A 20,964-nucleotide genomic window follows, 5' to 3' on the forward strand; every position below is an offset into this window, starting at 1 on the left:
TACGGGGCGCCGGCAGCCGCTGCGCCCCGTCCCCCGCAGTCCCGATAGGAGCCGAAGCCGAACGATGCGCTCCAGGGCGCTCCCCTACCTGCTGATACTGCCGGCGACGCTGTTCCTGCTGGTGTTCTTCGTGTACCCCGCCGTGCAGATCGGGGTGCTGGCCGTGTCGGGGCCAGAGGGGTTCACGCTGCGGCACCTCCAGACGATGGCCGGCCACTGGAAGTTCGGTCCAGCGCTGCGCTGGACGCTCCTGCTGGCAGCCATCGCCGTGCCCATACAGGTGGTCCTGGCGCTCGGGATGGCGTCGATCGTCACCAGGCTCAAGGCCGGCCGCGACACCGTGCTCTACGTCTTCTCGATCCCGTTGGGCCTCTCCGACCTGGCGGCCGGCATCATCTGGCTGGCGATCTTCGAGCAGTCTGGCTTCCTCAACTCGCTCCTGTTCCGGCTCGGGGTGATCGAGCGCCCCGTGCTCTTCCTCGGCTACCAGAGCGTCGGGGTGATCTTCCTCGCCGTGGTACTGGCCGAGGTGTGGCGCGCCACGGCGATCGTCATGGTGATCCTCGTCGCCGGCATGGGCCTCATCCCCAAGGAGTACGACGAGGCCGGACAGGTGTTCGGCGCGAACGCCTGGCAGCGGTTCACGAGGATCACGCTGCCGCTCCTGCGGCCGAGCCTGCAGTCGGCCCTCATCCTCCGCACGCTGAACGCGTTCGAGGTCTTCGGCGTCGTCGTCGCGTTGGGCGGGACCACGCTGCCGGTGCTCATGGGCGAGACGTACCAGTGGCAGTTCGCCCTGCGCGACCGCAACGTCGCCGCCTCCTACGCGCTCGTCATCCTCGCCGTCTCGGTCGCGGCGACCCTCTTCTACCAGCGCGCCCTGCGCGTGCCGAAGGGAGCGACGCCGTGAGGGCCGGCGGAGCGGACGCCGCCGTCGCCGCTCCCCACGACGCCCCGCGCGCCGTCCCCGCCGTGGGCACGGCCGGGCGCTTCCTGTTCGTCAGCGCGGTCGTCGTGCTCTCGGCCTGGGTGCTGGTGCCCATCTACCTGATGATGGTCAACGCGCTCTCGTCGCCCCAGGAGGTCACCGCCTTCCCCAAGACCTTCGTCCCCTCCTTCGACCTCGGGTCGGTGCGGTTCTTCGCCACCTTCGCCGGCGTGGCCAGGGCCCTGTGGAACTCGGTCCTGGTGGCCGCGCTGACCATGCTGCTGTCGCTGGGCCTGGGCGCCCCCGCCGGCTACGCGCTCTCCCGCTTCGAGTTCCCCGGCAAGGGGTTCTTCCGGCTTCTCGTCGTGATGACCAGGGCCTTCCCGCTGCCGCTGCTGGCGCTGCCGCTGGCCGTGTTCTTCATCCGGACGGGGCTCGACGACACCGCGCTGGGCCTGGCGATCGTGCACACGGTCCTGGCCATCCCGTTCGCCGCACTGATCACCTACTCGCTGTTCTCCGGCATACCGCTCGAGCTGGAGGAGGCCGCCTGGACCCTCGGCTGCACCCGCTGGCAGGCGTTCCACAAGGTGGTGCTCCCGCTGGTGCTGCCCGGCATCGCCGCCTCGGCGGTCTTCGCCTTCATCGTCTCCTGGAACGAGGTGTTCGCCGCCGCCGTGCTGACCATCCAGAACCGAACGCTGCCCGCCTTCCTCGTCCAGAGCCTCAACGTCTCCCCGCTCCACCTCAAGTTCGCCGGGGGCGCGGCCCTGGTGATCCCCGCGCTCGTGTTCATCTTCGCCGTGCGGAGGTACCTGTTCGCGATGTGGGGCATCGCGAACCGCTAGGGCAGCCATGGCCGAGATCGTCATCAAGGACGTCGCCAAGAGCTTCGGCAGCTTCCGGGCGCTCCACTCGATCGACCTGAGCATCGCGGACCGGGAGTTCATGGTGCTGCTGGGCCCCTCGGGCTGCGGCAAGACGACCCTGCTGCGCATCATCGCCGGCCTCGAGACGCCCAGCGCCGGCGAGGTCTGGATCGGCGGGCGCCGCGTGGACAGGCTGCCCCCGCGCCAGCGCGGCATCGCCATGGTCTTCCAGAACTACGCGGTCTTCCCGCACCTCACGGTGTTCGAGAACATCGCCTTCGGGCTGCGCATGCAGAAGCTCCCCCGCAGGACGATCGAGGAGCGCGTCAACCGCACCGCCGAGCTGATGCACATCGAGCAGCTCCTCGAGCGCTACTCCGGCCAGCTCTCGGGCGGCCAGCGGCAGCGCGTCGCGGTCGCGCGGGCGCTGGCCATGGAGCCCGACGTGATCCTGATGGACGAGCCGCTCTCGAACCTCGACGCGCTCCTGCGCCTCGAGATGCGCGCCGAGCTCAAGGGCGTGCTGGAGGCCAGCCGGACCACCACGATCTACGTCACCCACGACCAGGTGGAGGCGATGTCGCTGGCCGACCGCATCGCCGTCATGCACGAGGGCAGGATCGTCCAGGCCTCGACGCCCGTGGAGGTCTACCGCGACCCGGCGGCCCGCTTCGTCGGCAGCTTCATCGGCAACCCGCCGATGAACTTCATCGCCGCCACCAGGACGGCTCCCGGCGAGTGGGACGTGGCGGGGCTCAAGCTGCCGGGTCCCGCGTCCGGCGACCGCCTCGAGTTCGCGATCCGTCCCGAGGACGTGGAGGTAGCGCCGGGCGGGCTCAAGGCCGTCGTGCGCGTGGTCGAGCCGCTCGGCCCGCACACGCTGGTGACGGCCGACGTGGCGGGCAGGCTCTTCCGCGCCGTCCTCGAGTCCGACCTGTCGGTGGCGCCGGGCGACGAGCTCAGCCTGGTGCCGAGAGAGGGACGCGTGCGCTGGTTCGATCCCGAGACCGGCGAAGCCGTGCGATGACGGACCGCGCGACCATGGTCGCGCAGGCCAGGGACGTGCTGCGCGCCAACGACCGCGGCGGCTACACCGTGCCGACCGCCGGGCTCTACCCGTTCCAGTGGAACTGGGACTCCTGCTTGACCGCCCTCGGGCTGAGCCACGCAGACGAGGAGCGCGCCTGGCGCGAGATCGAGACGCTCTTCGCGCACCAGTGGGAGGACGGCATGGTCCCCCACATCGTCTTCCACGAGCCTTCCGACGGGTACTTCCCCGGACCCGAGGTCTGGGGCACCGGCAGGCCCACGCCGACCTCGGGCATCACGCAGCCGCCCGTCGCCGGCTTCGTGATGAGGCGGCTCTACGACCGGGCCGCCGACCGCGAGCTGGCCGCGGCCAAGGCCCGGGCGCTGCTGCCCAAGGTCGACGCCTGGCACGAGTGGTTCCACCGGCACAGGGACCCTCGCGGGGAGGGCCTGGTCGCGATCATCCACCCCTGGGAGTCGGGGCGGGACAACTCGGTCGACTGGGACGAGCCGCTCTCGAGGGTGCCGACCGAGGGCGTGACCCCCTACACCCGCCGCGACACCCAGCACGCCGACCCGGCGCACCGGCCCACGAAGGCGCAGTACGACCGCTACCTGTGGCTCGTCGAGCGCTTCCGCGGGCTCGGCTGGGACGCCGCGACGCTGCACGACGCGTCGCCGTTCCGCGTGGTCGACCCCGGCTTCAACGCGGTACTGATCAGGTCGTGCGCCGACCTCGCCGACCTGGCCGACGACCTGGGCGAGCACGAGGTGGCCGCCGCCAACAGGGCGCGCGCCGCGGCGGGGCTGGCTGCGCTCGAGGGCCTGTGGAGCGAGGCGCACGGCCAGTACCTGTGCCGCGACCGCGCGAGCGGCGAGCTCGTGGGCAGCGCGTCGGTGGGCGGGCTCCTCGCCGTCTTCGCCGCGGTCCCCGAGGGCCGGGCCGCGCGGATCGCCGCCACCATCGAGCGCTGGGCGCGGGACGTGAGGTACCTGGTGCCCTCGCACGACCCGGCCGACCCGCGCTTCGAGCCCCAGCGCTACTGGCGCGGGCCCGTCTGGCTCGTCGTGAACTACCTGCTCGCCGACGGGCTGGCGCGAGCGGGCCAGGGCGAGCTGGCCGGGAAGGTCCTCGACTCGAGCCTCGAGCTCGTCGCCGCCTCCGGCTTCGCCGAGTACTACGACCCCGTCACCGCGACCGCCTGCGGCGGCGGCGAGTTCTCCTGGACCGCGGCCATGGCCCTGGAGCTGCTGGACGCGCGCGAGGGCTGAGGCGCCGCGGGCCATCGGCGGCGCGCCCCCGGCGCCGACCGAGAGCGCCGGCGCGCCTCAAGGCTCACGCCGGCGTCAGCAGCGCGAGCCCGCGGCGGCGCAGCACGAACGCCGCGGCGGACACCCCGCGACCGGGGTCGAGCCTGTCGACGCAGCGGTCGGCAGGCAGCGCGTCGCCGGTCAGCTCGACGTCGTGGTCGGTAGCGTTGACGGCGGCGCAGACCACGCCCGCCTCCGACTCGCGCCTCACGACCACGGCGCCGCTCTGCGCGAAGACCCTGGCGCCGCCGCGCCTCAGGGGGTGCAGCTCGCGCCGCAGGCGGCCGAGCGCGCCCACGAAGGCCAGCAGCCCCTCGTCCCAGGCCCCTCGGTCGTCCCAGGGCATCGCCGCGCGGTTGTGCGGGTCGTGCCCGCCGCGCAGGCCGATCTCGTCGCCGTAGTAGACGCAGGGGGCGCCCGGCGCGGCGAACAGCAGGAGCAGCGCCTGCCTCACCGCCGCCTCGTCGCCGCACAACAGGGTGGCCAGGCGCGGCGTGTCGTGCGAGCCGAGCAGGTTGAGCTGCCCGAAGGCCGTCTCGCCCGGGTAGACCTTCAGGAGCTCCTCCATGCGCGCGGCGAAGGCGGAGGGCTCGAGCGGCTCGATCCTCCCCAGGCCGCTCTTCGCCGCCTCGGCCCGGTCGAGGTCGCGGCCCACGAGGCCGTAGACGGCGCGGGCGAACGGGTAGTTCATGACGCCGTGGAACATGTCGCCCTGCAGCCAGCGCTCGGCCAGGTCCCAGACCTCGCCCACGATGTAGGCGTCCGGCTTGGCGGCCGTGCAGCGCCGCCTGAACTCCCGCCAGAACTCGTCGTCGTCGATCTCCGACGGCACGTCGAGCCGCCAGCCGTCGGCGCCGAACCTCAGCCACCGCTCGCCGACGTCGAAGATGAACTCGCGGACCATAGGGTTCGCGACGTTCAGCTTCGGCAGCGCCGGCAGGCCCCACCAGGCCTCGTAGCCGAGCTCGCCGCCGCCGTAGGCGTTGAGCGGGAAGCGCCTCACGTGGAACCAGTCGACGTAGGGGCTCTTGGGGCCGTTCTCCAGCACGTCGCTGAACGGCAGGAAGCCGCGGCTGGCGTGGTTGAACACGCCGTCGAGGATCACGCGCATGCCGCGCTCGTGGGCCGCGCTCAGCAGCGCGGCCAGCGCCGCGTCGCCGCCGAGGAGCGGGTCCACGCGGTGGTAGTCGTGCGTGTGGTAGCGGTGGTACGCCGTCGCGCTGAAGACGGGGTTGAGGTAGATCGCGTTCACGCCCAGCGCCTCCAGGTGGCCCAGGCGCTCGGCGACGCCCAGGAGGTCGCCGCCCTGGTAGCCGTGCAGGTCGGTGGGCGCGCCCCAGGGCTGGACGTTGGCGGGCTTGGGCGACCGCTCCGACCTGGCGAAGCGGTCGGGGAAGACCTGGTAGAAGACCGCGTCCTTGACCCAGTCGGGGACGGTGGGGGTCACGACAGCGGGCGCAGCAGCGGGAAGAGGATCACGTCCCTGATGCTGGGCTGGTCGGAGAGCAGCATCGCCAGCCTGTCGATGCCGAGGCCGAGGCCGCCCGTGGGCGGCATGCCGTACTCGAGCGCCGCCAGGAACTCCTCGTCGAGGCGCTGCGCCTCCTCGTCGCCGGCCGCCCGCAGCTGCTCCTGGAGCTCGAAGCGGCGTCGCTGGTCGAGCGGGTCGTTGAGCTCGCTGAACGCGTTGCCCAGCTCCATGCCCACGGCGACGGGCTCGAACCGCTCCACGAGGCCGGGACGCGAGCGGTGGCGCTTCGCCAGCGGGCTTATCACCTCGGGGTGGTCCATGACGAACGCCGGCCCCACGAGGTGCGGCTCGACGTAGTGGTCGTAGAGCTTGGCGTAGACCTGGCTCAGCGGACGCTCGCCCAGCGGCGGCTCGCCGCCGGCGCCCGGCTCGGGGAAGCGCTCGCGCACCCAGGCGCGCAGGCGCTCCTCGTCGAGGACGTCGAAGTCGATGCCGGCGCGCCTGGCGAGCTCGCCCGTGTAGTCGACGCGCGGCCAGGGCGGCGTGAAGTCGAGCTCCTTGCCCTGGTAGACGAGCTTCGTGCTGCCCGTGAGGTCGCGCACGAGGCTCGAGTAGAGGTCCTCGACGAGCTCCAGGATGTCCAGGTAGTCGCGTCCTGCCCAGTAGAGCTCGAGCATCGTGTACTCGGGGTTGTGCTTGAAGCTGATGCCCTCGTTGCGGAAGTTCCTGCCGATCTCGTAGACGGCCTCGAAGCCGCCCACGATCAGCCGCTTGAGGTAGAGCTCCAGCGAGATGCGCAGGTAGAAGTCGTGGCCCAGCGCGTTGTGGTGGGTCACGAACGGGCGCGCCTCGGCGCCGCCCGGCTGGGCCTGCAGCACCGGCGTCTCGACCTCGATGAAGCCCCTCTCGTCGAGGTAGCGCCTGATGTACGAGATCGCGTGCGCGCGCAGCTCGAACGCCCGCCGCGACTCCGGGTTCATGATCGTGTCGAGGTAGCGCTGCCGGTAGCGCGCCTCCTTGTCCTGGAGCCCGTGGTGCTTGCTCGGCAGGGGCCTGAGGGCCTTGGCCAACAGCCTGAAGGAGCCGGCGTCGACGGTGAGCTCGCCCGTCTTCGTGGCGTAGACCCGGCCCGTGACCTCGAGCCAGTCGCCGAGGTCGAGCTTCTTGAGCGCGTTGTACTGCTCGAGCTTCGCCTTCTCGAAGGAGACCTGCACGCGGCCGCTCTGGTCCTGCAGGGTCGCGAACGTCAGCTTGCCGAGCATCCGCATGAGCATCACGCGCCCGGCGACGGTCACCTCGGGGCCGTCGACGCGCTCGCCCGGCTGCAGCGACGGGTGCGCGGCGCGCAGCTCGGCGGCCGTGTGCGTGCGGTGGAACGAGTAGGCGTACGGCTCGATGCCGCGCTCGACCAGCGCCCGCAGGTTGCGCAGGCGCTGGTCGCGTTGGTCCGTCGGGTCGTCCATGACGCGCCAGCTTAGCCGCCTGGCGCGGTGTGGCTCACGCGATCTCCTTGACCACGTAGCGAGCGACCTTCTCGCCGATCACGACCTCGAACTCGTCGCCGACGCCGCGGCCCTTGAGCGCCTTGCCCAGCGGCGACTCGTCGGAGACCTTCGGTATGTCGCCGTCGAGCACGCCGGCCTCCACGGGCGAGACGAGCTGGACGGAGAACTCCTCCTGCTTCTTGCCAGCCTCGGCCAGCTTCACGACCGAGCCAAGGTCGACTACGTCGGACGCCTGGTCCTCGATGATCACGGCCCGGCCTAGCTGGTCCTCGAGGTCGTCTATGCGCTGCTCGATCCTGGCCTTCTCGGTCTTGGCGTCCTCCAGGCCGGAGTCGTCGTAGTCGTCCGACGAGCCGGTCAGCTCCTGGAGGATGCGCGTGGCCTCCTCCAGCCGCTCCCGCTCCTGCTTCAGCAGCGCCTGCAGGCGCTCGTATCCCTCTTGAGTGACGCGCACTCTCATCGCCATGTGGCACCTCCGGAGTTCTTCTCGGCCCCGTTAGGAAGCGGCTTGCCCCCCTGGGGGGACAAGCCGTGCGTTACCCCAACTGTGAGCCAGATGATACCTCAAGGCGCCCTCGCGTCGGCGCAGCCATGCGACGAGCCGGGCACCGCCGGCCGTCCTGCCGACCGGAGAACCGCGCGGCTGGATGGGCATTCTTGCTCACCAGGCAGCCCGCGCGCCGATCTACACTCGCCTCGATGACGTTCCGCGCCGCGGCCCTCCTCACCCTCGTCACCTGCGCGCTGGCCGCGGCCGCCGCGCTGTACGGCCAGGGCGACGCGCGCCCCGGCGACCCCATGCTCGTCCCCACCGTCCTCAACCCGCTCGAGGACCCGCGCCTCGCGCCCTACCTGGCGCTGCGCGAGGCCAGCGCGGACCGCGACCTCACCAGGCTCCAGGAGCTCGCCTTCGACGGGGACGCGTTCAGCTCGTACCTGGCCGCCCTGGAGCTCGCGCGCGCCGAGGAGGCGCCGGCGGCGGTCCGGGCCACGGCGCTGGAGCGCGCGCTCGAGCTGAGGGTCCAGGACCCCCTGCGGCGCGCCGAGGAGCGCGCGCTGCACCTCGAGCTCGGCGAGCTGTGGGAGGAGGCCGGCGACGGCGCGGCCGCGTTCGCCGCCTACGCCGCCGCCCTGCCCATGGGCAGGGCGATCGAGGGCGCGGAGCGCACCGCTCCCGACCGCTACCGTCTGGCGGCGGCGTTCCAGCGCGCCGGCATGCACACCAGGGCGCTGGAGACGCTCGCCGGTCTGTCGGCGCCGTCGATAGAGGCGCCGTCGCTGCGGGCCCTGGGGCGCTACGAGGAGGCGCTGGAGGCCTACCGACGCTGGCTGGCCGAGGAGCCGGGCGAGGACGCCGCCCGCTCTGGCGAGGCCTGGTGTCTCTTCTACCTGGGACGCGACGACGAGGCGCGCGCCGCCTTCCAGGCCCGCGGCGACCTCTACGGCCTGGGGCTCCTGGCCAACCGCGCCGGCGACGTCGCCCGCGCCGTCGAGCTGCTCGTCGCCAGCGGCCGCGCCGACGCCATGTGGCTGGCCACGGGCATCCTCGAGGCCCGCGACCGCTACGCCGAGGCCCTGCCCATCTACCTCGGGCTGGCCGCCGGCTCCAGCTCCTACGCCGACGACGCGGCCTTCCGCGCCTACGTGCTCGCCGAGCGCCTGGGCGACGCGCAGGCCCGCTCCCGCGCGCGCGACCTCCTGCCCTACGGCTCGTTCTTCGCGCTCGTGCTCGGCGACCCGCCCGCGGTGCCCGACCCGGCCGCGGACGCGGTGCCGGTCGGCGGCGACATGGCCCTGGCGGGCGAGCCCAGCGCCGCCGCGGAGGCCCTCGACCTGGCCTTCGCCCTGATGGCCGTGCACGACCGCGAGGCGGCTGTCGGCGAGCTCCTCTTCGCGCTGCGGGAGGCCGAGGCGGCCGGCGACGTGGCCGCCGTCCTCGACCTGGCCGAGGCGCTGCAGGGCCTGGACGAGTACCGCCAGAGCGCGCGGGCGGCGCGCGAGCTGCTGGCGGCCGGCGTCGGCGACCTGCGGGTCTGGCGCCTGGCCTACCCGCCGGCCTGGCCGGAGACCGTGCTCGCCGCCGCCGCGGAGTCCGGCGTCGAGCCGGCGCTGATCTGGGCCGTGATGCGTCAGGAGTCGGCGTTCAGCGAGGTCGCCGTGTCCGTCGCGAACGCGCAGGGCCTGATGCAGGTGATCCCCTCGACCTGGGGCTGGATCGCCGAGCTGCGCGAGGAGGCGCCGGGAGACCCGTTCGACGTGGAGGCGAACATCCGTTACGGCGCCACCTACCTGGGGTGGCTGCTCGACTACTGGGACGGCGACGTGGAGCTGGCCATCGCGTCGTACAACGGCGGACAGGGCTACGTGCGCCGGGTCTTCACCGCCGACTACGTGGCCGGCGACAAGGCGGAGTTCTACCGCGAGATCGACCGCGGCGAGACCCGCGAGTACCTGCAGCGCGTCTACGAGAACCTCGCCGTCTACCGCACGCTCTACCCGGCCCTCGCCACCGGCGCCGTCGCCGACACCGACTGAGCCCCCGGCGCCTAGCTACCGAACCCGGTCTCCGCGATGAGGTCGAACGCGCGCTCGACGACCTCTCGCAGCCACACGTCCTGCGGCGCGCGTCCCTCGCCCAGCAGGGCGGTCTCCCCGCGGCCCAGCCAGCGCCAGTCGTCGTGCTTGCCCTCCTCGAGCGCCGGCCCGGCCAGGTCGCCCGCCACGGTCACGAGCACGTCGACCTCGCGGCGGAGCACGCCGCCCGCCTCCCAGTCGATGAGCTCGACGACGGGGCCCAGCGCGGCGAGCTCCCAGCCCGTCTCCTCGCGCACCTCGCGGCGCAGGGCGCCCAGCGCGTCCTCGCCCGGCTCGGCGTGGCCGCCCACCATGTCCCAGGCGCCGGGGAACAGCTCGCGGCTCCGCGTGCGGCGCTGCACGAAGACGCGTCCGGCGCCGTCGGTGACGATCGCGCCCACGACGAGGCGCCTGCCGTCCCGTGCCGCGGAGGCCGAGAACTCGCGCAGCGCGGCCTCGTCTGGCACCGCGCCGACCCGCAGCCCGCGTCCGTCCGGCGCACCAGACAGCCTTACCTCGAGACCTTCGGCCATGCCCGCGAGGTTACGACGCCCGCGCGCGCCGGCGCCGCAGGACGTAGACGGCGCGCGCGCCCAGCAGCACCGCGAACGCGCCCGCGAACAGGAGCGGCTCGGGCTGGACGGTCTTGCGGCCCCACACGAAGTGGAGCGAGACGAGGCCGGCGGCGACGTAGACGAGCCGGTGGAGCAGCGCCCAGCGACGGCCCAGGCGCACGATCCAGCCCCTCGTGGAGGTGATGGCCAGCGCCAGGAGGATCAGCCAAGCCGCGAAGCCGATGGTCATGAACGGGCGCTCGAGCACGTCCTCGGCGAGGATCGAGAAGTCGAGGCCGAGGTCGAGGAAGGCGTAGACGCCCAGGTGCAGCGAGGCGTAGACGAACGCGCCCAGGCCGAGCTGCCGTCGGTACCTGATCAGCCAGTGCCAGCCGGTGAGGCGCCGCAGCGGCGTCACGGCCAGGGAGAGGACGAGGTGCAGGATCGCCCACCAGCCCGTGCGGTGCGTGAGCGTCTCGATGGGGTCGACCCCGAGGTTCCAGGTGAGGGCGTCGACCAGCGTGACCGCCGCCGGCGTCAGCGTGAGCGCCCACAGCGCCAGGTGACTGGCCCGCTGCCAGCGCTTCCGCCTGGCCTTGTCCTGCGCGCCGGCCCGCGGGGCGGCGGCGACGGCAGGCATCAGAAGTTGCGCACCAGGTCCATGCCCTCGTACATGTCGGCCACCAGCTCGCCGTAGCCGTTGAACATCAGGGTGGGGCGCCGGCGGAACTCGCCGATGCGGCGCTCGGTGGCCTGGCTCCAGCGCGGGTGGTCGACGTCGGGGTTGACGTTCGCGTAGAAGCCGTACTCGTGGGGGGCGTAGACGTTCCACGTGTTCGGCGGCTGCTCGGCGACGAAGCCGATCTTCACGATCGACTTGATGCTCTTGAAGCCGTACTTCCAGGGCACGACCAGGCGTATCGGCGCCCCGTTCGCGTTCTTCAGCGGCTTGTCGTAGATGCCGGTCGCGAGGAGGGTGAGCGGGTTCATCGCCTCGTCGAGCCGCAGGCCCTCCACGTAGGGCCACGGCAGGAGGTTCCGCCGCTGCCCGGGCATCTGCTCGGGCCTGTAGACGGCCTCGAACGACACGAACCTGGCCTCCGGCTTCGGGACCAGCAGCTCGATGAGGTCGCGCAGCATGAAGCCGTTGTAGGGGATCACCATCGACCAGCCCTCGACGCAGCGGAAGCGGTAGACGCGCCTCTCGATCTCGAACTGCGAGACGATCTCCTCGAGGGGGAACGTGCCGGTGTTCTCGGCCAGGCCCTCGACGGTGATGGACCACGGCTCGGTGACGAAGTCGCCGCTGAGGCGCGACGGGTCCGACTTGTCGTAGCCGAACTCGTAGAAGTTGTTGTAGGTCGTGATGGCCTCGTAGTCCGTGATCCTCTCGTCGGTGTCGCCGAGGCCCATCAGCTCGTCGACGGCGTCGCCCGCCCCCTGCCCCAGCGCGGCGCTCGCCGCGGTGCCGACCGCGAGCGCCGCGGCGGCCCTCATGAACGTCCGGCGGCTCACGTAGAGCTCCTCCGGCGTGATCTCTTCTTCGGGCACCTGCAGCAGGCGGTTCAGCACCGACACGACCGACCTCCTCGGGGCGAGAGTAGTGAGCAGTGTAGTGCGGGAGGGCGCCCGCCGTCCGGTGAGCGGTGACGCAGGGCCCTGTCGCGCCCGCGGCGCCGCGGTCCCGCTCGAGTGTTCCCCTTCCCCCCGCGACGGCGGTCCGGCCCGCCCCGAGCCCGCGCCCCGACCTAGCCCCGCTCCTCGGCGCCGTCGTCCCAGCGCCTGGCGTAGCCGGACGTGACGCGGTCCATGACGACGGCGAGCAGCACGATCGCCAGACCGGCCTCCAGCCCGAGGCCGACGTCGCCGCGCTGCAGCCCGCGCAGCACCACCTGGCCGAGGCCGCGCGCCCCGATCATCGAGGTCAGCACGACCATCGACAGCGCCAGCATGATCGTCTGGTTCACGCCGGCCGCCACCGTGGGCAGGGCCAGCGGCAGGCGCACGTAGCGCAGCACCTGGGCCTCGCTGGCGCCGGCGGTCTCGGCCGCCTCGACGAGGGACCTGTCGACCGACCTCAGCCCGAGGTCGGTGAGGCGGATCACGGGCGGCACGGCGTAGACGAACGTCGCGAACAGCGCCGAGACGTTGCCGAGGCCGAAGAACATGACGACGGGCACGAGGTAGACGAAGCTGGGCAGCGTCTGCATGAGGTCCAGGACCGGACGCAGCACGGCCTTGAAGCGGGCGCTGCGGCTCATGAGCACGCCGAGCGGCACGCCCACGAGGACGCACAGCGCCGTGGCCAGCGCCATCAGCGCCAGCGTCGTGACGGTCTCTGGCCACAGGCCGAACGACCCGACCAGCACGAGGCTCGCCGCGACGAGCGCGCCGGCGAGGGCTCGGCGCGTCGCGTTCCAGACGAGGAGCGAGAGGAGGAGCGTGACGAGCCACCACGGCAGCGCGAGGAGCCCGCGCTCGAGGGCGCCGAGCAGGTAGAGCAGGGCGTCGGAGACGCCTGCGAACGTCGCCGAGTAGTCGGTGACGAGGCGGTCCACGACGGCGTTCGCCCAGTCCCGCAGCGGCACGCGCCAACCGCTGGGGAACGACGGCCCCAGGCTAGCCACGGCTCAGTCCGAGCCGAACGCCGCCTCGACCCTCGCGGCGGCCTCCGGGTCGAGCCAGGACCTCCAGACCTCGGGCTCCGTGGCGAGGAAGCGCCTGGCCGCCTCCTGCGGCTCGGCGCCCGTGGCGTGCATGTGGGCGAGGGCGCGCGAGAGCATGGCGCTGCTGCCGTGGTAGGCGGTGAGGAACCTCCTCACGCCCTCCGGCGCCTCGTCCTTGAAGCGCGAGCCGAGCGCCACGACGGCCCGCGACGCGGGGTAGGCGCAGGCCCGCGTCGCGCGCTGCGGCGCGTCGACGAGGGCGGTGAACTCGGCCCAGCACTCGGGGTCGTAAGGGGGCTCCTCGAGCATGTAGAGGTCGAGCTCGCCCAGCACCCAGGTGGGGCCCCAGTAGTAGCCGACCCACGGTTCGCCGCGCCGGTAGGCGCCCTCGAGCTCGGCGGCCAGCGCCACGCCGGTGCCGGAGCGGAAGTTCGTGAACGAGTCGTCGAGGCCGTAGGCGTGCAGCTTCACCGTGTTCACGAGCTCGCACTGCCAGCCGATCACGCAGTTGTAGAAGCGGCCCTTGTCCGGCTCCTCCGGGTCGCGGAAGAGCTCCTTGTACTCCTCGAGGTCGAAGACGCTGCGCAGCCCCGGCGCCGCGGCCTCGATGCCCCTGTCCGGGTCGCCCTCGACGAGGTAGCGGGGCACGAACCAGCCCTGCACCGCGTCCTCGAAGGCTATGCCCACCTCCTCGACGACCCCGGCGGCCACGGCCTCGGTCCACAGGGCGGGGACGTTGTCGGTCCACACCTCCATGATCACGTCGACGTCGCCGCGCACGGCGCCCTGGTAGATGGGCACGACGGTCCCGGGGATCGCGTCGGTCTCGCAGCCGAACCCGGCCTCGAGCACGAGCCTGGCGACCCAGTTCGCCACCTGGGCGCTCTCCCAGTCGAGGTCGCCGAAGACGATGGGGCGGCCCAGGCCGCCGCAGTCGGGCGCCCGCTCCTGGGCGTCCGCCGGCCCCGAGGCGGCGGCGAGCAGGCAGGCGGCGAGAAGGGGGAAGAGGAGTCGCTGGAGCCTCGGCATGGACCTCCCTAGGCGCCCTCCGCGCTCCTCTCCGGCTCGTGCCGACGGTGGACGGTGGGCAACGTGACCCTGAACACGGTAGCGCCCGGCCGCGACCTCACGGTGATGCGCCCGCCGTGCCTCTGCTCGACGGTCTTGCGCGCGAGCGGCAGTCCGAGTCCTGTGCCCTCGCCGACGCCCTTGGTCGTGAAGTAGGGCTGGAACAGGCGCGGCATCACGTCGGGCGGGATCCCCGGTCCGGTGTCCCCGACCTCCACGGTGACCTGGCCCTCGCCCGACCGCGTGCGCAGGGTCAGCGTGCCCGCGCCCCCCATGGCGTCGAGGGCGTTGTCGATGAGGTTCGTCCACACCTGGTTCAACTCGCCGGGGTACGCCTCGATGCGCGGCAGGTCCGCGCCGTAGTCGCGCACGACCGTCACGCCGGGGCCCAGCTTGCGCTTGACCATCACGAGGGCGCTCTCCAGGCCCTCGTGCACGTCGATGACGTCGAAGGCGGCCCTGTCCATGTGGCTCGAGACCTTCACGGCCCGCACCTGCTCGACGATGGCCTTGGCGGCCAGGTCGATCTCGGCCAGGAGGCCGCGCGCGACGGCGTCGGCGGCGAGCCAGCGCGCGGCCGCGGCGCGGTCGGGCGGCGCGAACTCGGCCAGCACCTCGTCGAGGGCGGGAAGCGTCCAGCCGGCCTGCAGCAAGGCGGGCGCGGCCTCCCACGGCGCCTCGAGCCCCAGCGCCTCCAGGTGGTCGCTGAGCTCGTCCTCGTCGGCGGGGTCGGGCAGGTGGCCCGGCCCGTGCGGCGCGCTCGCGGCGCGCTCCTTCGCCAGCGCGCCGAGGCGGAGCACGGCCTCGCGCTCGCCGGGGCCCAGGTCGCGCGCGAACAGGTCCACGGCCGCCGCGTCGCGCGCCTCGTGGGCGGCGGCCAGCGAGGCGGTGGCCCGCGCCAGCGCCGACGCCGGGTTGTTCAGCTCGTGGGCGAGGCCGGCCGCCATCGTGCCGAGGGCCACGAGCCGCTCCTCGCGCGCGCGGTTCGCCTGGTCCTCCTCGATGCGGGTGGCCATGCAGCCGACGATCGCCGCGGCGGCCTCCGGCGAGCTGCCGAGCAGGTCCCTGAAGGCCTTCTGGCCGAGGCGCAGCAGGCGCGAGTCGACGTCGGCCCTGACGGTCGCGGTGCGCGGCCTGCCGTTCACCAACGCCATCTCGCCCACGACCTCGCCCGGACCGCGGTAGGCGATCGGGTCGTCGACCTCCCTGACGCGCTTCGAGATCACGAGCTCGCCCGTGAGCACCACGTAGAGGTTGTCGCCCTCGTCGCCCTCGCGGAACAGGACGTGGCCGGCGGGGACCTCGATCTCGTCGGCCCTCGCCAGCAGGTCGCCGAGGTGGTCGTCGTCGAGGGCGGCGAACAGCGGCACGCGCCTCAGGTAGTCGCGGCGCGTGGCCTCGTCGCTGCCCATCGGGTGCTTCGACCGGGCACCTGGGCCCACGGCGTCCTCCGAGGCGGCGTCGCCGCCCCCGCCACGCGCCGCGCCGCCGCGCTGCGTGCTCATGGCCCCGCGAGGTAGCGGTGGACCGCCTGCACGGCCATCGCACCCTCGCCCACGGCCGACGCGATGCGCTTCACGGACCGGTACCTGACGTCGCCGGCGACGAACACGCCGGGCACGCTCGTCTCGAGCCAGCCGCGCTCGCGCCCGCCCGGCCCGCCCGAGGTCCCCAGGTCCTCGCCGGCGAGCACGTAGCCCTGCGGGTCGCGGGCTACCTCGGCGGGCAGCCACTCGGTGTGCGGCGTGGCGCCGATGAACACGAACACGGCCGCCGCCTCCTCGTCGGCCTCGCGCCCCGAATCGAGGTCCCTCAGCACGACGCGCTCCAGGCGCCCCTGACCGTCGAGGCGCGCCACCACGGTGCGGCACCGCACGGTCACGCGCTCGTTGGCCTGGAGCTGCGCGATCAGGTAGCTGGACATGCTGGCGCCGAGCCCGCTGCCGCGCACGATCATCACCACCTCCTCCGCGAAGCGCGAGAGGTACATCGCCGCCTGGCCGGCCGAGTTGCCGGCCCCCACGACGAACGCGCGGCGGCCGTTCACGGACATCGCCTCGGTGACGGCGGCACCGTAGTAGACGCCGGCGCCAGCGAGCTCGTCGGCGCCGGGCGCGTCGAGGCGCCGGTAGGCGACGCCCGTCGCGACCAGCACGGCCCTGGCGCCCACCTCGCCGCCGTCGGAGAGCGTGACGATGCGGTACGGGTCCTCGAACCGCAGGCCCGTGGCGCGTACGGGGTTGAGGATCTCGGCCCCGAAGCGCCGGGCCTGGGTGACGGCCCGCCGCGCCAGGTCGGCGCCGGAGAGGCCGGAGGGGAAGCCGAGGTAGTTCTCGATGGCCGACGAGAGCCCCGCCTGACCGCCCGGCGCCTCGGCCTCGACGAGCAGGGTCGACAGGCCCTCTGACGCCCCGTAGACGGCCGCCGCCAGGCCGGCCGGGCCCGCGCCCACGATCACGAGGTCGTAGCTCCTCAGCTCGGGGCGCTGCTTGAGCCCGACGCGCGACGCCACCTCGGCCAGCCCCGGCGCCAGCAGCGCCGCGCCGTCCGGGAGGACGACGACGGGCAGGTCGGCGGGTCCCGCCCCCGCGGCCTTGAGGAGCGGCTCGGCCTCGGCCGAGAGCTCGACGTCGAGCCAGCGGTAGGGCACGAGGTTGCGCGTGAGGAAGTCCTTGAGGGCGTGCGTCGAGGGCGCGAAGGCGTGTCCCACGACCGTCACGCCGCTGAACGCGGGCTGCCACCGAGCCCGCCAGTCGTCGAGCAGGTCGTCGAGGACCGGGTAGAGGCGCTCCTCGGGTGGGTCCCAGGGCTTCATCAGGTAGTAGTGCAGCTTCGTCTCGTTGATCGCCCTTATCGAGGCCTCGGTGTCGGCGTAGGCGGTGAGCAGCACGCGCCGCGCGTCGGGGTAGAGCTCGCGGGCCTGGGACAGGAACTCGAGCCCGCTCATGCGCGGCATGCGCTGGTCGACGAGGAAGAGCGCGACCGCGTCGCCCCGCAGCTTGGCCTCCTGCACGAGCTCGAGGGCCCGCTGGCCGGAGTCGGCGCGCACGACGCGGTACGACTCGCCGTAGTGGCGGCGCAGGTCGCGCGACACGGCCGCCAGCACGGCCGGGTCGTCGTCGACGGCCACGATGAGGGGCTTGGACGCGGAGCCCGCTGCGCTCACCCGGCTACCGCCTCCGGCAGCCTCCCCGGCTCGCCGAGTACCGAGAGGTCGAACGGGCCCGACGGGATCTCGGCCTCCACGCTCGCCGCCTCGTCCTCGGCCCTGGCGGCCTCGGCGTCGCGGCCCAGCGCCCGCTTCACGCGCGCGAGGTCGCGCAGCGCGCGGGCCGCGTACGGGCGCATGCCGCGGTCCCGGTACCAGGCGAGAGCTCCCTCGAGGTGGGGGAGCGCCTCCTCGTGGCGCCCGAGCTCGGCCAGCGCCTCGGCCAGCATGTGGGCAGCGGTCCAGCGTCCGAAGGCGTCGCGCATCGACTCGGCGCGCTCGACCTGCGACTCGAGGTCGGGCACGGCGCCCACGTCGCCGGCCTGGAAGCGGCAGGCGGCGCGCGAGGCCTCGACGCCGTAGAGGTGCGGCTCCCACGCGGTGCCGACGGCGACCTTCAGCGCCCTGTCGAAGTCCTCGAGCGCCACCTGTAGCTGGCGGCGCGTCATCTCGCCGAGGCCGGAGAGCCACAGGCCGTTGGCCGCGCACTCGCGCCCTTGGATGCCGAGGGCCTTGTCGCGTCCGTAGACGATGAACCTCATCGCGGTCTCCAGGTCCCCCATCTCCCTCAGGGCGTTGCCCACGAGCATCGCGACGTCGGCCTCCTTGATCGTGGAGCCGGAGGCGTACGCCGCCGCCAGCGCCTTGGGGAGGATCGCGTAGGCCTCGTCGAAGCGCCCCAGCCGGGCGAGGGCGAGGGCCTGCGAGCCCAGCGCGTGCGACATCACGGCCTTGTCGCCCACGGCACGGGCAAGCTCCGCTACCTCCCCGAACCGCCGCGCGGCGGTCTCGGGGTCGTCGCCGACGAGCAGCTCGGTGGAGGCCCAGAACGGCAGGAGGAAGAGGTGGTCGTCGCCGAGCCGTGCGGCCAGGTCCTGCGCCTCGGTGAGCACGTCGAAGCCCTGCGTGGGGTGGCCCGAGAGGATGAACACGTTCGCGTGCAGCACCAGGGCCTTGACGAGCATCCTCTCCTCGCCCAGCTCCCTGGCCAGCTCCACGGCGCGGCGCGAGCGCTCGGCCATGCCCCAGCGCAGCTCGGGGTCCTCGTGCCGCCGGAGCAGCAGCTCGGTGTCGGTGAGCGCGATCAGGGTCTTGGCCAACGCCCTGCGCCAGGCCTCGTCCCTGGCCTGCGGCGCCACGCGCTCGAGGGCGGCGAGGGCGCGCTGGTTGAGGTCGACGGCCTGGTCGAGGGCGTTGAGCCGCCTCGCGCGGTCGGCGGCGCGTCCGGCGTGCTCGGCGAACGCGACCCACTCCTCGGCGCGCTCGTAGTGGCTGGCCAGCGCGGCCGCCACCTCGTCGATGCGTCCCTCGTGGAGCCGCTCCAGCACCTTGGCGACGAGGCGGTGGAGCTCGATGCGCCGCTTGGTCAGGAGCCTGTCGTAGGCGGCCTCCTGCGTGAGGACGTGCTTGAAGGCGTACTCCTCGTCGGGCTGGAGCTCGCGCACCAGCTCCTCGTCGGTGAGCGTCATGAGGTGGGGGCTCACGTCCCCCACGCGCCAGGGGATCGAGTCCTGCATCAGGACCGTGCCGAGGACGCGCCGCTCGAAGCTGCGGCCTATCACCGCCGCGGTCTGGGCCACGCGCCGCGTCTGCTCCGGCAGGCGGTCGATGCGGGCGCTGAGCACGCCGAAGAGCGTCTCGGGTATGTCGACCTCCGAGAGGTCGCCGGTGACGACCCAGCGCTCGGCCTGCTTGACGAGGTGGCCGGAGTCGATGAGCGACCTCAGGACCTCCTCGAGGTAGAACGGGTTGCCGTCGGAGCGCTCCAGGACCCTCTCGAGCGGGGCGGGCAGCTCGCCGCCGCCCAGCAGCTGCACGAGGAGGTCGCGCGAGTGCCGTCCGTCGAGCGGGGCGAGGTCGAGGCGCAGCGCGCGCTCGCCCAGCTGCTCGGCCACGGCGCCGGGCAGGGAGCGGCTGGGGGCGCCCCGGTCCGGGCGCATCAGGGCGATCGTCAGCAGGGGCAGCTCGCGGGTCAGGCCGGCGAGCTCGGTCAGGGCCTCGACCGTGGCGGGGTCGGCCCAGTGCAGGTCCTCGAAGACCAGCACCGTGGGGCGCGAGGCCAGGCGCCCGAGCAGGGCGGCCACGGCCCCGGTGATGCGGCTCTCGAGCACGCCGCCGTCGAGGCCGGCGGTGGCCGCCGCCGCCTGGTCGTCCTCCACGGCCATCAGGAGCTGCAGGTAGGGCTCGTGCCTGCGCCCGTCCCAGTCGCCGGCGCCCGCCACGGCGGACAGGCGCTCCCGCACCACGTCGGGCGGATCGGACTGCGACGCGCCCAGGGTCGCGAGGATCGCGCCCCGCAGCGGGAAGTACGGCACGGCCTGCGCGTAGGAGAGCGCGCGGCCCTCGTACCAGGCGAGGTCGCCCCCGCCGCGCCGCAGGTCGCGGTGCGCGCGAGCGCGCAGCTCCGCCACCAGCCGGGACTTGCCCAGCCCGGCCTCGCCGACCACGGTGACGAAGCTCCCCTCGCCCCGGGCCAGGCGCGACACGCGGTCCCTCAGCTCGCCCAGCTCCCTGTCGCGGCCGACGATCGGCGCCACGAGGCCCTCGATGCCCCGGCGGCGCGCGCCGCCGGGGATGGGGTCGACGACCTCGTAGACCTTCACGGGGTCGCGCAGGCCCTTGACGGGGCGGGCCCCCAGCGGCACGGTCTCGAACGCGTGCCGCACGAGCTCGAAGGTGTCGTGCGCGATGAGGACGGTGCCCGGCTCCGCCATCGCCTGGAGGCGCGCCGCCAGGTTCGCCGTCTCGCCCATCGCCGTGAACTCGGCCCTGACGTCGTCGCCGACCGTCGTGAGCACCGACTGGCCCGTGCTCACGCCGACCCTGACGGCGAAGGGGCGCGCGTCGGCGGCGTCCCCGCCGCCCAGGCGGCCGAGCACGCTCTCGCCGTACTCTGCGGCCGCGTCGCGGATCCGCAGCGCCGCCAGGACCGCGCGCTCGGGGTCGTCCTCGTGCGCGCTGGGGACGCCGAAGAAGGCGAGGATGCCGTCGCCCATGAGCCGGCCGACGGTGCCGCCGTAGTAGGCGACGGCCTCGTTCATCACCGAGAACGCCCCGTTCATCACCTCGGCCCAACCCTCTGCCCCGAGTCGCTGGGTCAGCTCGGTCGACCCGGCGACGTCGGCGAACAGGACGCTCACGAGCTTCCGCTCGCCCTCGGCCGCCGGGACCTCCTGGAGGCGCGTGCCGCAGTTCGAGCAGAAGCGCGAGCCCTCGGCGTTCGCATGCCCGCAGACTGGACAGTTCATGGCCGGCCTCCCGTCCCTGGGCCCGCCTCTGCCCCGGCGCGGTCCGCCGGATCGCGCCGCCCCCACCGAGGCAGGGTGCCCCGCAGCGTTAGTCGAGCAACTGAGAGTAGGTCCGCTGCCCCACCGTCAATGGGCTGCAGCTTACAATCCGCGCTCCCGGAAGCGCCCTGACCCGCGCACATCGGTCCCTCACTCAGGCCATCGGGCCCGGCCCTACCCTGCGCCGACGCGACGAGCGTGACGCGGGGGAGCCGGGCGAGGGCCGCGGGCGCCCGCGCCGCTGCGCCGCCACCGGAGGTCCTCGCATGCGCAGCCTCGTGACCATTGGCGTGATCCTGGTGATACTCGGCATAGCCGGCTTCGTCGTCCCCCGCATCACCTTCACGGAGGAGCGGACGGTGCTCGACGTCGGACCTGTCGAGGTGGAGGCCGAGCAGCAGCGCTCGGTGCCGATCCCCGACATCGCGGCGGGGGTGGCCGTGGTCGCCGGCCTCGTGCTGGTGGGGGTGGGGGCGTCTACGCGGAGGGTGTAG

17 protein-coding genes are annotated in these 20,964 nt (G+C 73.3%); 6 read left to right on the top strand and 11 right to left on the bottom strand.

The genetic code is table 11. The annotated features are described in order from the left end of the window. Nucleotides 1-64 precede the first annotated feature (64 nt). The 4 genes from VF202_00535 to VF202_00550 are packed head-to-tail and all read left to right on the top strand — an operon-like array spanning nucleotide 65 to nucleotide 4,098. Nucleotides 65-910, top strand: coding sequence for a sugar ABC transporter permease (locus VF202_00535; GenBank protein ID HEX7038581.1), 846 nt, complete (start codon nucleotides 65-67; stop codon nucleotides 908-910). Next, on the top strand, nucleotides 907-1,776 hold the full coding sequence (locus VF202_00540; GenBank protein ID HEX7038582.1) for a carbohydrate ABC transporter permease: 870 nt from the start codon (nucleotides 907-909) through the stop codon (nucleotides 1,774-1,776). The genes VF202_00535 and VF202_00540 overlap by 4 nt, the downstream gene beginning before the upstream one ends. A gap of 7 nt (nucleotides 1,777-1,783) precedes the next feature. Further along, nucleotides 1,784-2,824 carry an ABC transporter ATP-binding protein gene (locus VF202_00545; GenBank protein HEX7038583.1) on the top strand — a complete coding sequence of 347 codons (1,041 nt, stop codon included), beginning with the start codon at nucleotides 1,784-1,786 and terminating at the stop codon, nucleotides 2,822-2,824. Then, complete coding sequence (locus tag VF202_00550) at nucleotides 2,821-4,098, top strand: trehalase family glycosidase (GenBank protein ID HEX7038584.1); 1,278 nt, start codon at nucleotides 2,821-2,823, stop codon at nucleotides 4,096-4,098. The genes VF202_00545 and VF202_00550 overlap by 4 nt, the downstream gene beginning before the upstream one ends. A 64-nt stretch (nucleotides 4,099-4,162) precedes the next feature. Here the strand turns inward: VF202_00550 and VF202_00555 are convergent, their stop codons facing one another. The 3 genes from VF202_00555 to VF202_00565 are packed head-to-tail and all read right to left on the bottom strand — an operon-like array spanning nucleotide 4,163 to nucleotide 7,579. After that, the gene (locus VF202_00555; protein ID HEX7038585.1) at nucleotides 4,163-5,584 is read right to left on the bottom strand and encodes a glycoside hydrolase family 13 protein; all 1,422 of its coding nucleotides are present in this window, start codon (nucleotides 5,582-5,584) and stop codon (nucleotides 4,163-4,165) included. Beyond that, complete coding sequence (gene lysS, locus VF202_00560; GenBank protein HEX7038586.1) at nucleotides 5,581-7,071, bottom strand: lysine--tRNA ligase; 1,491 nt, start codon at nucleotides 7,069-7,071, stop codon at nucleotides 5,581-5,583. The genes VF202_00555 and lysS overlap by 4 nt, the downstream gene beginning before the upstream one ends. Nucleotides 7,072-7,105: 34 nt before the next feature. After that, nucleotides 7,106-7,579, bottom strand: a complete 474-nt coding sequence (locus tag VF202_00565) for a GreA/GreB family elongation factor (protein ID HEX7038587.1) — start codon at nucleotides 7,577-7,579, stop codon at nucleotides 7,106-7,108. Nucleotides 7,580-7,812: 233 nt separating this feature from the next. Between VF202_00565 and VF202_00570 the strand changes: the two genes are divergently transcribed. Continuing rightward, nucleotides 7,813-9,648, top strand: a complete 1,836-nt coding sequence (locus VF202_00570) for a lytic transglycosylase domain-containing protein (GenBank protein HEX7038588.1) — start codon at nucleotides 7,813-7,815, stop codon at nucleotides 9,646-9,648. An 11-nt stretch (nucleotides 9,649-9,659) separates the two neighbouring features. On the opposite strand, the gene VF202_00575 is transcribed toward VF202_00570, so the two are convergent. The 8 genes from VF202_00575 to VF202_00610 all read right to left on the bottom strand — a co-directional run bounded on the left by VF202_00575 (nucleotide 9,660) and on the right by VF202_00610 (nucleotide 20,431). Then, complete coding sequence (locus VF202_00575; protein ID HEX7038589.1) at nucleotides 9,660-10,220, bottom strand: NUDIX domain-containing protein; 561 nt, start codon at nucleotides 10,218-10,220, stop codon at nucleotides 9,660-9,662. Between the two features lie 10 nt (nucleotides 10,221-10,230). Beyond that, entirely contained in the window at nucleotides 10,231-10,881 is a 651-nt protein-coding gene (locus tag VF202_00580) for a protein-methionine-sulfoxide reductase heme-binding subunit MsrQ (protein ID HEX7038590.1), read from the bottom strand. After that, the gene (gene msrP, locus VF202_00585) at nucleotides 10,881-11,819 is read right to left on the bottom strand and encodes a protein-methionine-sulfoxide reductase catalytic subunit MsrP (GenBank protein HEX7038591.1); all 939 of its coding nucleotides are present in this window, start codon (nucleotides 11,817-11,819) and stop codon (nucleotides 10,881-10,883) included. Before msrP ends, VF202_00580 begins: the two co-directional genes overlap by 1 nt. Before the next feature lie 170 nt (nucleotides 11,820-11,989). Continuing rightward, nucleotides 11,990-12,868: an ABC transporter permease subunit gene (locus VF202_00590; protein ID HEX7038592.1), complete on the bottom strand. Its 879-nt coding sequence runs from the start codon at nucleotides 12,866-12,868 to the stop codon at nucleotides 11,990-11,992. A gap of 3 nt (nucleotides 12,869-12,871) precedes the next feature. After that, nucleotides 12,872-13,936 carry an ABC transporter substrate-binding protein gene (locus VF202_00595; protein ID HEX7038593.1) on the bottom strand — a complete coding sequence of 355 codons (1,065 nt, stop codon included), beginning with the start codon at nucleotides 13,934-13,936 and terminating at the stop codon, nucleotides 12,872-12,874. Nucleotides 13,937-13,944: 8 nt separating this feature from the next. Continuing rightward, nucleotides 13,945-15,480, bottom strand: coding sequence for an ATP-binding protein (locus tag VF202_00600; GenBank protein ID HEX7038594.1), 1,536 nt, complete (start codon nucleotides 15,478-15,480; stop codon nucleotides 13,945-13,947). Further along, the gene (locus VF202_00605; GenBank protein HEX7038595.1) at nucleotides 15,477-17,141 is read right to left on the bottom strand and encodes an FAD-dependent oxidoreductase; all 1,665 of its coding nucleotides are present in this window, start codon (nucleotides 17,139-17,141) and stop codon (nucleotides 15,477-15,479) included. Before VF202_00605 ends, VF202_00600 begins: the two co-directional genes overlap by 4 nt. Continuing rightward, nucleotides 17,138-20,431, bottom strand: a complete 3,294-nt coding sequence (locus tag VF202_00610) for an AAA family ATPase (GenBank protein ID HEX7038596.1) — start codon at nucleotides 20,429-20,431, stop codon at nucleotides 17,138-17,140. Before VF202_00610 ends, VF202_00605 begins: the two co-directional genes overlap by 4 nt. Nucleotides 20,432-20,736: 305 nt before the next feature. On the opposite strand from VF202_00610, the gene VF202_00615 reads away from it, so the two are divergent. Then, nucleotides 20,737-20,964 (top strand): hypothetical protein, encoded by a 228-nt coding sequence (locus VF202_00615; GenBank protein HEX7038597.1) that lies wholly within the window; start codon nucleotides 20,737-20,739, stop codon nucleotides 20,962-20,964.

The sequence above is a fragment of the Trueperaceae bacterium genome, assembly GCA_036381035.1.
GTDB lineage: Bacteria > Deinococcota > Deinococci > Deinococcales > Trueperaceae > DASRWD01.